This window comes from Shewanella waksmanii ATCC BAA-643 (genome assembly GCF_000518805.1).
GTDB lineage: Bacteria > Pseudomonadota > Gammaproteobacteria > Enterobacterales > Shewanellaceae > Shewanella > Shewanella waksmanii.
This window is the reverse complement of record NZ_JAEH01000017.1, coordinates 23,817-35,903: the sequence shown is the minus strand read 5'-3', so window position 1 is coordinate 35,903 and position 12,087 is coordinate 23,817. Positions and strand designations below refer to the sequence as shown.

Below are 12,087 nucleotides of genomic sequence, written 5' to 3'. Positions count from 1 at the left end.
CTAGTCGTTATTATTGCCACGGCTTTTACCTCGGTATCTTCCACGACCTAATGACCATGTCGCGGTTAAATGAGCTAAAAACGTGATCCTTATCCCATTTAACCTAATGCATTTTGGCAGATGTTTCTAGAGCTAATATTCAAGTCTGATAAAAGTGCACTGCCTTATCCGATGAATGCGCTAAAACTCTCGATTAATTTTAGTCATGCTGGTGATCAACATCTGCTGCTCCTCGCTGCTCAGGTGACGGGTTAAATCCTCCACTAACGCCAAATGCAGTGCATTGTGGTGCTCATGTAATGCACGCCCCTCGGGGGTTAAATCCACCAAAATTGAGCGCCGGTCTGACTCCTGTGGTAAACGCACAATTAAACCCGCTTTAACCAGTTTATCGACCTGCACGGTTAAGGTACCTGTAGTGATACTCAAACGGTCAGCAAGCTCCTTCATACGCATTGGCCCGTGACTACCTAACACCTCAATCGTATGAACTTGCGCCAATGTATAGCCAGTCTCTTTTACCACCGACTGCTCCCACGACGATAGCTTGTCATAGAATTCAATAAGCAGATGATTGAGTTGTTTAAGCTTTTGCATCAATTAACCTTGATGTACCTCAACTGTAAGGTGGCTGATAGTAGCAAATTTTGCCAACTGCTGTTTATAAAAATCGACACTGTGTGGCTGTTGAGCAACGATGGTCATGGCCGCGCTGCAGTGACTGGCGGTCACTTTCCAAACATGTAGGTCAGCAACGATGCATCCGTGTTGCTCAAGCTCGGTGATCATCGCTTGCCGTATATTGGCAGACATACTTTCATCCAATAGGATCGGACTAGTTTGACGCATTAAACCCAGCGCCCATTTGCTGATAACGATCGCGCCGACAATCCCCATCAATGGGTCAAGCCATGTCCAACCTAAGAACTTACCAATAATCAGCGCGCTGATTGCCAACAAAGACGTCAAGGCATCAGCTAATACATGCATATAAGCTGCGCGCAAGTTATGGTCATGGCTGTGGCTGTGTCCATGCTGATGGCTGTGACTATGAGTGTGCTCATGACTGTTACCGTGCTCATGGCTGTGACTATGCCCATCATTGTGGCTATGTCCAGGCTCATGGCTTTGGCTATGACTGTGGTCATGGCCATGACCGTGGCCATCGGCGTGCAGTAACCACATACAAACCACATTCACCACCAAGCCAATAATTGCCACAGTAATAGCTTCGTTGAACTGAATCGCCTGGGGAGAAAACAGACGATGTACCGACTCAACCACCATCAATAACGCCACAATACCTAAGGCGATTGCGCTGGTATAACCGCCTAATACACTGACCTTGCCACTACCAAAAGAAAACTTGTCACTGTGGGCATGCTTTCTGGCATAGCGATAAGCAAACAACGTAATGCCAAATGCGGCGGCATGGGTTCCCATATGCCAACCGTCCGCCAATAATGCCATTGACCCGTAGACTGTCCCCGCTACTATCTCCACTATCATAGTGACGATGGTGATCATTAGCACGATGAGTGTGCGGCGTTCACCTTGGTGGTTGTGTTGTTCAAACTGGTGATGATGGCTGTGTTTTTCGACTGCGTGACTCAGCATGAATAGATACCTTGATAATCAAACTAAATAAAATTTATATTGTTTGATTATCAAAGTAAATAGGTAAAGCCCATGTTATTTGTAAGTTGCCAGATTAGTTAACTAAGTGTGATAGCGATCAAATTTAATCGCCCTTAGCGGTTTTTAATGCCGCTTCAATACGTAACTGATGATTCGCTTGCCATTGAGAAAGGGTCATTGCCGCTTCTTTATCGGCTTTTTCCTTCGCAGCTTGGTAAACCTCAATGGCAGTCTCTTTAGGCAGCACTGCAATCCCTTCATTGTCAGCCACAATAATATCGCCGCTGTTGACCTTCACTCCACCGCAACGAATAGGCTGGGCGAGTTCACTGTAACACTGCTTACTACCCGGTACGGGGAATACCCCTTTAGCAAATACGGGAAACTGCATCTCGGCCACTTCGTTCACATCACGGATCACACCATCAATAATGAAGCCTTTAATACCGCGTTGCTGCGCCACTGCACATACATTGCCTCCAGCAACCGCAAACCTATCATCAACCCCATCAACGACAATAATCGCACCTGCAGGCGCCTGATAGATAGCTGCATGCATCATAAGATGATCACCAGCACTCAGCTGTACGGTAAAGGCTGGACCGCTAATAGCTGGCATTTTCGCCCATAGCGGATGAATACGATAATCGATGAAATGCTCACGGCCGAGCACATTGGCATAATCAGGTGTCGCAATCGCGCTAAAATCAACATCCATGGTCAGTAATCCTAAAACTGGTCTAATCAGTAATAGCAGTTATACCACGCTAGATTATTTTTCGCAGTTCGACTTAAGTGCGGTTGTCATGTCTTGTTTGAGGGTTAGCAAGGACTAACTTAAAATCACTGTTGCCGTCGCGTAGCGGGCTTCATCTGCAATGCTAATGTGCGCTTGGCTCGCACCAAGCGCTTGCATCCGCTGAGCAGCGCCATCGGTAAAGTTCACTTTAGGCGCGCCATTACTATCATTACTGATTTCAATATGCTGAAACGACACGCCGCGACCAATGCCTGTACCCAGCGCCTTAGCAGCGGCCTCTTTAGCGCAAAACCGTTTCGCTAGATAACGTGCCGGCTGCGCTGATTGGGTGAAAATGGCCAGTTCAGATTCCGTTAATATCCGCAAAGCTAAGCGGCACTTAGCTAAGCCCGTACCCGCAATAGCTTTGTCGACTACCGTTTCAATACGGTCTATCTCAACGATATCGGTACCTAAACCTACCACCATGAATCTTTCACCTACTAATTAACGCGATACACTTTTAATGGTTATTCGCCGTTGCGGCCTTCAACCATTAACTGCTTCATATCTCTTACTGCCGTTTCCAAGCCATCAATGGCCGCTCTGGCGATAATCGCATGGCCAATATTTAACTCATACAGCTCAGGGATTGCAGCAATAGGCTTAACATTATGATAATGCAGTCCGTGACCCGCATTAACCACTAGGCCTTTACTGTGTGCATAAGTGGCCATTTCGGTGATTCTAGCTAATTCCTGCTGCGCTTCTTCATCGGTCTTAGCATCGGCGTAGCATCCAGTATGCAGTTCAATAACCGGCGCACCTACCGCAACCGTGGCGTCAATTTGCGCCTTGTCCGCATCGATAAACAGCGACACTTTAATGCCTTGCGCGGCCAATTTCGCCACTGCTGCCGCCACTTTATCTTGTTGTCCGACAACATCTAGCCCACCTTCGGTGGTCAGTTCTTCACGCTTTTCTGGTACTAAACACGCATAAGCAGGCTTAACTTCACAGGCGATGTTCACCATTTCTTCAGTGACAGCCATCTCGAAGTTCATCCGTGTTTTAATGGTTTGTGCCAGTAGGTAAATATCGCGGTCGGTAATATGACGGCGATCTTCGCGCAAATGCACCGTAATGCCTTCAGCACCGGCATGCTCAGCAACTGCAGCGGCATGAACTGGATCTGGATAAGTGGTGCCCCGCGCCTGACGTAATGTCGCTATATGATCGATGTTAACACCAAGATGAATACGGCCCATGGCACTTCCTTACTGATTGACATAAGTGAATGTAGTTTGAATGCGCTATTGTACTGAGCCGACAAGCAAAAACCAATGGAAAAGCCTTCAGCTTGCTTAGCTCATTTACTTTGAGGTTATGCGCCAGCGCAATAACCTCTAAATTAGCGCTCGATCGGTTTTACTTGTTGAGTAAATAGTGCCCTCGACTTCAGTGGCTTATCGCCAATACAGGCAACGAGTAACTGCCGCATTAACTGTTTGGCGGACTTAAAATCATCGCCACATAGCTGCTTATTGGCCAAGTTAAGTAACATCGAACCGGCATAGTGACTTTGTTTCGGGCCTAGTGCACTGACAAAGCCCTCCTCTGGTAGCAACCGATAATAGTAATCAGCCTCTATGGTATGCTCACTAATATCCTCTAGCAGTGATGGCATTAAGCCTAACTCTTGCAAAAGTGCGACCTCAAAATAGCGCAATTGCGATTGCTCAAACCCTGCGGCCATTTTCATCAGTGTGTCGTGATAGGTGAAAAAAAACTGCTCTGCACCGTGGTCGACACTTAAACTGCGGACTAATATTTCATTGAGATAAAAGCCAGCAAAGCTCACTTCGCCACTTAAGGGAACGGCAGCGCTCGCCGCCTCGACTTGATAGAGGTTCTTTAAACTGCTCTTGCCTGATAGTTGAAATATCAGCGGCTGGAAAGGCTGTAGAATACTCTTGATTGAACGTTTTCCGCTGCCTATGCGCGCTACACAGTCGACCCGGCCATGGCCATCAACTAGCATATTCACTAATACACTAGATTCTCGATATGGTCGTGTATGCAGTACATAACCCCGCAGCATGCTCTGTTCTCTCTTAACTTCGTTGTATCTACGTTAAAGGCCGAGACCACAAACTGCAACACTTGCTGCACCTTGCCATCTCGGCCTCATTAACTTTATCGACGACTTATTGGGTTTAGGCGGCTAATTACTCTTCGCCGTAGCCTAAGCTGCGCAGTGCGCGCTCATCATCAGCCCAACCTGATTTGACTTTAACCCACATCTCTAAAAATACTTTGTTATCAAATAGCACTTCCATATCGACACGGGCGGCAGAGCTGATCTTCTTAATCCGCTCACCTTTGTTACCAATCACCATGCGTTTTTGGGTTTCGCGCTCCACCAGCACCAGTGCGTTGATTTGATAAACACCGTTTTCCATCATCTTAAATTGTTCGATTTCAACGGTCGCATCGTAGGGGAGTTCATCACCTAAGAAACGCATCAATTTTTCACGTACAATTTCCGACGCCATAAATTTCTGAGAGCGGTCAGTGACATAGTCCTCAGGGGAATAATGTGGCGACTGGGGCACCGACTCAATGGCCATATCCATGATGCGCTCAACGTTAGTCCCTTGAGTAGCTGAAATAGGTAAAATCTCATCGAAGCTAAACTTCTGTGCCAGCTGCTCTAAATGGGGGAACAGGGCTTCTTTATCTTTGATGTTGTCGACTTTATTGATAGCCAACACCGTTTTACGGCCATCATCACGGCTTTGAAGCTTTTTCAAAACCATTTCATCATCGGCTGTCCAGCTAAGGCCGTCAACTACGAACACCACCAAACTGACTTCAGCTAACGAACTTGAAGCCGCGCGATTCATCAATCGGTTGATCGCGCGCTTCTCTTCAATATGCAAACCAGGGGTATCAATAAACACCACCTGACGCGGGCCTTCGGTATGAATGCCCATAATGCGATGGCGTGTTGTCTGAGGCTTTTTAGAGGTAATACTGATTTTTTGCCCAAGTAGCTTGTTGAGCAAAGTCGATTTACCCACATTGGGGCGACCGACAATCGCAACCATACCGCAATAGGTCACATCATACTGTGCCGACGAGGTGCCCGAGTTCATCTGTGCTAACAGCTCATCTAAACTGGGTTCATTGGCCTCAGCATCATGTTCTGGTTTGTTGCTCATCGTTTAATTAACTCCAATACTTCTGCGGCAGCTATTTGCTCCGCTTTTCTGCGTGAATTAGCCACGCCAGTTACCGGCTTAGCGAGTTCTTCAACTTTACACTCAACGGTAAAAGTCTGGGCGTGCGCCTCACCAGTAATATTAACCACCTTGTATACGGGTAGCGGCTTCTTAAAGCCCTGCAGGTGTTCCTGAAGCAAGGTCTTAGGATCTTTTTGATTCACAGGTTTAATTGATGCTAGTCGAGATTGGTACCAATTTAGTACCAGCTGGCGACAAGTCTCAATATCCGAATCAAGATAGATAGCACCAATAATGGCCTCAACGGTATCCGCTAAGATAGATTCGCGGCGGAAACCACCACTCTTTAGCTCACCAGGGCCCAGCTTTAAATAATCGCCTAACTTAAACTCTAGGGCGATTTCGGCCAACATTTTACCGCACACAAGTGTGGCACGCATGCGGCTCATATCACCTTCGGTTGCCTTAGGAAACTGATGATACAAGGCATCTGAAATCACAATCGACAAAATCGAGTCGCCTAAAAACTCAAGACGCTCATTGTGTTTGCTCGACGCACTACGATGAGTCAATGCTTGATCAAGCAATGCCAAGGTAGAAAACTCGTAACCCAATACCCGACAAAGTCGTGGGATATTCTTAATTGGTTCCATATTAAACAATACCGCCTACACGGTTAAAACGCACACCAGTTGGTATCCAAGTCGGCAAAAAGTCCGCTGGCGAACGCTCAAACTCAAAGCTAATCCAGATAGCAACTGCTTTACCCACCAATAACTCTTCTGGTACAAAACCCCAAAAGCGTGAATCGGTACTGTTATCGCGGTTATCACCCATCACAAAGTACTGACCAGGTGGGACAACGAATTCACCTAATGGCAAATTGTTTCTATGATAATAATAGCCTACCGGCTCTGGGCGGCTTGGGTTTATCAAAATATCATGGCTGACTTCACCTAACTGCTCGGTGTAACGCATCAACGCCACGTTATTTTGGCTAAACTCACCGGTATTAACAGATTGGCGCGCTACCAACTGGGGCTCAGGGCATTCACTGGCCCCTTCTTCACAGGCGGCTTGGATATAAACCTGCTTGTTGCGGTACACCACGCGATCGCCTGGTAAACCGATAACCCGCTTAATGTAATCGATTTTAGGATTCTCAGGATACTTAAACACTGCCACATCGCCGCGCTCAGGCTTGCCAGTTTCGACTAATTGACTGCGCCAAACCGGATCTTTTAATCCATAGCTGAATTTCTCAACCAAGATAAAATCTCCCACCAACAAGGTTGGCATCATTGAGCCCGATGGGATCTGGAATGGCTCATAGATAAACGAGCGCAAAATAAGCACAAACGCAATAACAGGAAAGATAGAGCGAGAGGTTTCTACCAATGCTGGCTCTCGGGTTATCTTTTCAGCGCTTTCTTCACTGATATCAGCCTGCGCACTTTGCGCTGCGGCTAACTTGGCTTGTCTCTTTGGTGCAAACACTAACGCATCGACCATCCAAATCAGGCCGCTACCTAGCGTTACCAGTACCAAAATAAGAGAGAAATAGGCTGCCATAGTTTAATTAACTCCTGCCTCTTTGAAGGCTTTGTGAGCGACAATTTGAACCAAAGTCCATTTATACTGCACTAACGAAAGCGCCGCAAACTGCGGCGCATATTATGAATAAATGTTAACCCAAACCATTATTCATTGAGCTTCAGTACCGCTAAGAACGCTTCTTGTGGGACTTCAACATTACCCACTTGCTTCATGCGTTTCTTACCTTCCTTCTGCTTCTGCAACAGTTTCTTCTTACGCGACACGTCACCACCATAACATTTAGCAGTAACATCTTTACGCAGTGCTTTAACCGAAGAACGGGCGATAATCTGGCTACCCACAGCGGCTTGAATTGCAATATCAAACATCTGTCTTGGGATAAGCTCTTTCATCTTATTCACTAACGCCAGACCTTGATAACGAATGTTATTGCGGTGAATAATCATCGCCAGAGCATCCACTCGGTCGCCATTAATCAATACATCGAGACGCACCATGTCGGCTGCTTCAAAACGCTTAAAGTTATACTCAAGCGATGCATAACCACGACTGGTTGATTTCAGTCTATCAAAGAAGTCCATCACTACTTCTGCCATTGGCATGTCGTAGGTAATCGCCACTTGATTGCCGTGATAAACCATGTTGGTTTGCACGCCACGTTTTTCTACACACAAGGTGATCACGTTACCTAAGTACTCTTTAGGTACTAAGATATTGGTCTCTACAATCGGTTCACGCATCTCTTCGATGTTGTTGATTGCTGGCAGATCTGATGGGTTATCAACGTAAACCGTTTCACCTTTACTGGTGATAACTTCATAAACTACCGTCGGTGCCGTAGTGATCAAGTCAAGGTTATATTCACGCTCTAAACGCTCTTGGATAATCTCCATGTGGAGTAAGCCAAGATAACCAATACGGAAACCAAATCCGAGCGCCGACGACGTCTCAGGCTCGAAGAACAGCGAAGCATCATTCAAGCTCAGCTTGTTTAGCGCATCACGAAAGTTTTCGTAATCATCGGTTGAGATTGGGAACACACCGGCATAAACCTGCGGTTTAACCTTTTTAAAACCAGGTAATGGTTGCTCAGCACCATGCTTGGCTAAGGTTAAGGTATCACCCACTGGCGCACCGTGGATCTCTTTAATACCCGCGATCACAAAGCCTACTTCACCGGTACTCAATTGATTAGTGTCAGTTTGCTTAGGTGTAAAAATACCTACGCGGTCAGCATTATGGGTTTGACCGGTCGACATCACTTTAAACTTGTCGCCTTTTTTCAACACACCATTTTTAATACGTACCAAAGACACAACGCCCAAATAGCTGTCAAACCATGAATCAATGATCAAAGCTTGCAGTGGCGCGTCTGGGTCACCTTCAGGTGGTGGAATTTGCGCAACGATGGTCTCAAGTACATCATTGATGCCGATGCCGGTTTTTGCAGAACAACGCACCGCGTCAGCCGCTTCAATACCAACAATGTCTTCAATCTCTTCTGCTACACGCTCAGGATCCGCTTGGGGTAAATCGATTTTGTTCAAAATCGGTACCACGTCTAAATCCATTTCAAGTGCGGTATAGCAGTTAGCTAAGGTTTGCGCTTCTACGCCCTGACCCGCATCAACCACCAATAAAGCACCTTCACACGCTGCAAGCGAACGAGAAACTTCATAAGAGAAATCAACATGGCCTGGGGTATCAATGAAGTTAAGCTGGTAGGTTTCACCGTCTTTGGCTTTGTAGTCCAAAGTTACGCTTTGCGCTTTAATGGTAATACCACGCTCGCGTTCAAGATCCATTGAATCAAGTACTTGAGCCGCCATCTCGCGGTCAGACAAGCCACCGCAATCTTGGATCAGACGGTCAGACAGAGTTGATTTGCCGTGGTCAATATGGGCAATAATCGAAAAGTTTCTAATATGCTTCATTATGCGAAATGACTAAACTCGAAGTTGAAAATTATCTAAAAGTGCCGAATTGTACCTGATCGGCACCTCAATACCAATTGGAATCGGTTAAAGTCGGCTAAAAATTAGATCCCACGACCTAGTTTAGCCAAGATTATCGGTTGGGCATCTTGTTCCATGCGTGCAGCAAGAGACTTCGCCCAGCGCCATGCCGCAAAGGCGAACAATAACGCCAAAGGAATAACCACAACATCACTGTGGCTTACGGCCAATAAAGGTAATAGCGTATGCGCGAATGCCGCCCCCACAAATAAACCAAACAAGGGCAGTAAATACACTAAGGCAGCCGCTTTTAGTAGCACGCTTTCTGGTAAGCCCAGCTTGAGCAGATCGCCGGGGTTGTACGATTCAGTCGCTTCAACAGAGAACTGCTGCACTTTAGGAGAGAAAGCTTTGGCAACCGCAGATGTGCCACAAGACTCATTGTTGTCACAATGATTACAGGCGTTCTTCACTTTCACTTCTACGGTTACCCAGCCAGTGTCATCTTGGGAGAGGACTTTGGCCACTTCTTCCATCATAAGAGCAGCTCCTATTCGATGGTGATGCTTTCAGCAATACGCGTTAATGTCTCTGCCGGCGCTTTACCCACCGCAACAATCTCGGCATTGCCCTTACGAATGGTCGATAAAGATAAACCATTACGGCCAACAATTTCTTCAGGAAGAACGGTTTCGCCAGCACGAGCCACATAAACCGATATTTGAGTTAAGCCGTCGCTCAGTGAAATATACTCCACCGCTTCATGGCTACCAATTAGTCTATGGCTGTCTTTTACGAGTACTTCAAAGCCTACAGGCAACCATTTAAATTGCCAATTGTCAGCAGCAATACGATCAGATTGCTTGATCACCGGCGGCCACTCCTGCTTGTACGCTTCTTTCAGGATTTCTGGCGCGTCTTCTAGTACCAACAGCTCAACCACCAGAATTTGCTCTAGTAGCTGCTTGTCTTGACTGAGCATGTCATAGCGCAGCGGCAGATAAGTTTCCATATCGAGCCAAACCTGATAGCTATAACGCAGGTTATCTTTCGGGATAATACGAATTGACTGACTTGGACGCCCAGCTAGGCGGCTGCGACCGCCCAGTACAAACTGATAGCCGCTTTCCAAAGCGCTAATATCGCCGGCAAAGGCTGGCGGTACGATGCCTTGAATACGATCAGCATTGACGCTATAGGCGGGCTGATCATGTTCGATAAAGGTGACGGTATTACCCACTCTCACCGCATTTTTTGGCGGACCATTAAGATGTTCTAAAAAGGCCACCTCTTGATCTTCCACATGCCCATGGATATAGACCAGCGGCCGAATATGGTCGGCTTGTAGTTGGATAAGTGAAATTTTGAATTCTTGCTGACGTAGTGCTTGGCTCATGTTTTCTAGCCAAGCTTTAGGCGTCATGTCTTCCTGCGCCAAGGTAGGAAAAGTAATGGTTAACAACACCAATAGAAAAAGACGCAAGCTAACTCCTTAATGGATTGCCAATCGCACAAAATAATAGACCATTTTTAGTCACTAAAAATGGTCTCATACAACAACGGAATTGGCAAACAGAAGACTACTGATTAACGGGAATGGCGATCATATCGCTAGGTTGTTCCAGTTTAGCGCCATTATTCAGTCTCTGTTGCAACATATGGTCTTGAATATAGGTATTAACGCGGTGACGCTGCTCACGCACTTGCTCGTTTGCGCGGTTTTGCTGCGTGGGTCCGGTTTGTAAACTCACAGGTGTTGCGCTACCCACTAATGGGCGAGTGTTTAATACAGGCAATGGTGATGCATCAATCTCTGGGGTTTGGTTATAGTTTTGCACGCCAACAACGGCAACCAAGGCCACACTGGCAGCAATAGCGTATTGACCAAACTGCTTAAACATTGGAATGACATTTGCCAATTTAGCTGCTGGCTTAGCCGGTTGCTGAGTCACTTTCGGCGCGACAATCGCAGGCTCTTGCTCAATGGCAGCGGCAATGTTGGCGGTCAAATCTAAATTGATCTGCTGAGGCAATTCACCGCGCATCGCATCACCAATCATATGGTAATCCTGCCACAGTTCATGTGAATCAGTATCTGCGGCTAATTCTGCCAATGTCTGCGCGTCAGTTTCACCATCGACGGCAGCAGATACCCACTCTTGACCTAACTTATCCATTTATCACCTATCTGTTTAAAGGGTCTAAAACCTAAAATTCTATCTTTCCAGCAGCGGCTGAAGTTTCTTGTCTATGGCTTCACGGGCACGAAATATTCGTGAACGTACAGTGCCCACTGGGCAATCCATGACATTAGCAATTTCTTCGTAACTCATACCATCAAGTTCACGCAATGAAATGGCCATTTTCAATTCTTCTGGCAATGTGTCTAAAGTGTCAAAAACCACTTTCTGAATTTCATCTGACAGCATCATACGTTCAGGAGATGCAAACTCTTTCAACGCATCGCTACCATCATAATATTCGGCCTCTTCGGCATCGACATCATTCGCTGGTGCGCGTCGCCCTAGGGCAACCAGATGATTCTTCGCGGTGTTTACCGCGATTCGGTACAACCAAGTATAGAACGCACTTTCACCTCTGAAATTAGGTAATGCACGATAAGCTTTAATAAAGGCTTCTTGTGCCACATTAGCCACGTCTGCTTGATTTTTTACATATCGAGCGATGAGGTTGATGACCTTATGCTGGTACTTCTGTACCAATAGGTTAAAAGCGTTTTTGTCCCCTTGCTGTACTCGTTCAACTAACTGTTGATCACTAATTTGTCCACTCATCCGAGCCGACTACTCCTAAATCTAAAATGCTGATTTCTCAGTCGCTCGAATCATATTCACATATGTAGACTAGCCTACGTCGAAAAAGTTCTGAAATATTTGCAAAAGTAACAAAATTTTTTCTGTTGCCAGTTGAGAACTGCCTGCCAATGCGCGAC

14 protein-coding genes are annotated in these 12,087 nt (G+C 46.3%); all 14 read right to left on the bottom strand.

Annotated features, from left to right (window positions below):
• Positions 1-180: 180 nt before the first annotated feature.
• Positions 181-597, bottom strand: coding sequence for a MarR family winged helix-turn-helix transcriptional regulator (locus tag L865_RS0110080; protein WP_028773123.1), 417 nt, complete (start codon positions 595-597; stop codon positions 181-183).
• Between the two features lie 3 nt (positions 598-600).
• Positions 601-1,617 (bottom strand): CDF family Co(II)/Ni(II) efflux transporter DmeF, encoded by a 1,017-nt coding sequence (gene dmeF, locus L865_RS0110075; protein WP_028773122.1) that lies wholly within the window; start codon positions 1,615-1,617, stop codon positions 601-603.
• Between the two features lie 124 nt (positions 1,618-1,741).
• The gene (locus L865_RS0110070) at positions 1,742-2,356 is read right to left on the bottom strand and encodes an RraA family protein (protein ID WP_028773121.1); all 615 of its coding nucleotides are present in this window, start codon (positions 2,354-2,356) and stop codon (positions 1,742-1,744) included.
• Positions 2,357-2,470: 114 nt separating this feature from the next.
• Complete coding sequence (acpS, locus tag L865_RS0110065; protein ID WP_028773120.1) at positions 2,471-2,866, bottom strand: holo-ACP synthase; 396 nt, start codon at positions 2,864-2,866, stop codon at positions 2,471-2,473.
• 41 nt (positions 2,867-2,907) lie between these two features.
• On the bottom strand, positions 2,908-3,645 hold the full coding sequence (pdxJ, locus tag L865_RS0110060; protein WP_028773119.1) for a pyridoxine 5'-phosphate synthase: 738 nt from the start codon (positions 3,643-3,645) through the stop codon (positions 2,908-2,910).
• Positions 3,646-3,788: 143 nt separating this feature from the next.
• A complete protein-coding gene (recO, locus tag L865_RS0110055) occupies positions 3,789-4,478 on the bottom strand; it encodes a DNA repair protein RecO (RefSeq protein WP_028773118.1) in 690 nt (229 codons plus the stop codon).
• 127 nt (positions 4,479-4,605) lie between these two features.
• Positions 4,606-5,601 (bottom strand): GTPase Era, encoded by a 996-nt coding sequence (era, locus tag L865_RS0110050; protein WP_028773117.1) that lies wholly within the window; start codon positions 5,599-5,601, stop codon positions 4,606-4,608.
• Positions 5,598-6,275, bottom strand: coding sequence for a ribonuclease III (gene rnc / locus L865_RS0110045; RefSeq protein WP_028773116.1), 678 nt, complete (start codon positions 6,273-6,275; stop codon positions 5,598-5,600). The genes era and rnc overlap by 4 nt, the downstream gene beginning before the upstream one ends.
• Position 6,276: 1 nt before the next feature.
• Positions 6,277-7,194, bottom strand: coding sequence for a signal peptidase I (gene lepB, locus L865_RS0110040; RefSeq protein ID WP_028773115.1), 918 nt, complete (start codon positions 7,192-7,194; stop codon positions 6,277-6,279).
• Between the two features lie 128 nt (positions 7,195-7,322).
• A complete protein-coding gene (gene lepA, locus L865_RS0110035; RefSeq protein ID WP_028773114.1) occupies positions 7,323-9,113 on the bottom strand; it encodes a translation elongation factor 4 in 1,791 nt (596 codons plus the stop codon).
• Between the two features lie 104 nt (positions 9,114-9,217).
• Positions 9,218-9,673 (bottom strand): SoxR reducing system RseC family protein, encoded by a 456-nt coding sequence (locus L865_RS0110030; protein ID WP_028773113.1) that lies wholly within the window; start codon positions 9,671-9,673, stop codon positions 9,218-9,220.
• An 11-nt stretch (positions 9,674-9,684) separates the two neighbouring features.
• The gene (locus L865_RS0110025; protein ID WP_028773112.1) at positions 9,685-10,617 is read right to left on the bottom strand and encodes a MucB/RseB C-terminal domain-containing protein; all 933 of its coding nucleotides are present in this window, start codon (positions 10,615-10,617) and stop codon (positions 9,685-9,687) included.
• 97 nt (positions 10,618-10,714) lie between these two features.
• Positions 10,715-11,311, bottom strand: coding sequence for a sigma-E factor negative regulatory protein (locus L865_RS0110020; protein WP_028773111.1), 597 nt, complete (start codon positions 11,309-11,311; stop codon positions 10,715-10,717).
• A gap of 39 nt (positions 11,312-11,350) precedes the next feature.
• Positions 11,351-11,929 (bottom strand): RNA polymerase sigma factor RpoE, encoded by a 579-nt coding sequence (gene rpoE / locus L865_RS0110015; protein ID WP_028773110.1) that lies wholly within the window; start codon positions 11,927-11,929, stop codon positions 11,351-11,353.
• Positions 11,930-12,087: the final 158 nt, after the last annotated feature.

Bases quoted from the DNA above. Each gene is read 5' to 3' on its own strand.
- L865_RS0110080 (WP_028773123.1), bottom strand. From the start codon at position 597: ATGCAAAAGCTTAAACAACTCAATCATCTGCTTATTGAATTCTATGAC.
- dmeF (WP_028773122.1), bottom strand. From the start codon at position 1,617: ATGCTGAGTCACGCAGTCGAAAAACACAGCCATCATCACCAGTTTGAA.
- L865_RS0110070 (WP_028773121.1), bottom strand. From the start codon at position 2,356: ATGGATGTTGATTTTAGCGCGATTGCGACACCTGATTATGCCAATGTG.
- acpS (WP_028773120.1), bottom strand. From the start codon at position 2,866: ATGGTGGTAGGTTTAGGTACCGATATCGTTGAGATAGACCGTATTGAA.
- pdxJ (WP_028773119.1), bottom strand. From the start codon at position 3,645: ATGGGCCGTATTCATCTTGGTGTTAACATCGATCATATAGCGACATTA.
- recO (WP_028773118.1), bottom strand. From the start codon at position 4,478: ATGCTGCGGGGTTATGTACTGCATACACGACCATATCGAGAATCTAGT.
- era (WP_028773117.1), bottom strand. From the start codon at position 5,601: ATGAGCAACAAACCAGAACATGATGCTGAGGCCAATGAACCCAGTTTA.
- rnc (WP_028773116.1), bottom strand. From the start codon at position 6,275: ATGGAACCAATTAAGAATATCCCACGACTTTGTCGGGTATTGGGTTAC.
- lepB (WP_028773115.1), bottom strand. From the start codon at position 7,194: ATGGCAGCCTATTTCTCTCTTATTTTGGTACTGGTAACGCTAGGTAGC.
- lepA (WP_028773114.1), bottom strand. From the start codon at position 9,113: ATGAAGCATATTAGAAACTTTTCGATTATTGCCCATATTGACCACGGC.
- L865_RS0110030 (WP_028773113.1), bottom strand. From the start codon at position 9,673: ATGATGGAAGAAGTGGCCAAAGTCCTCTCCCAAGATGACACTGGCTGG.
- L865_RS0110020 (WP_028773111.1), bottom strand. From the start codon at position 11,311: ATGGATAAGTTAGGTCAAGAGTGGGTATCTGCTGCCGTCGATGGTGAA.
- rpoE (WP_028773110.1), bottom strand. From the start codon at position 11,929: ATGAGTGGACAAATTAGTGATCAACAGTTAGTTGAACGAGTACAGCAA.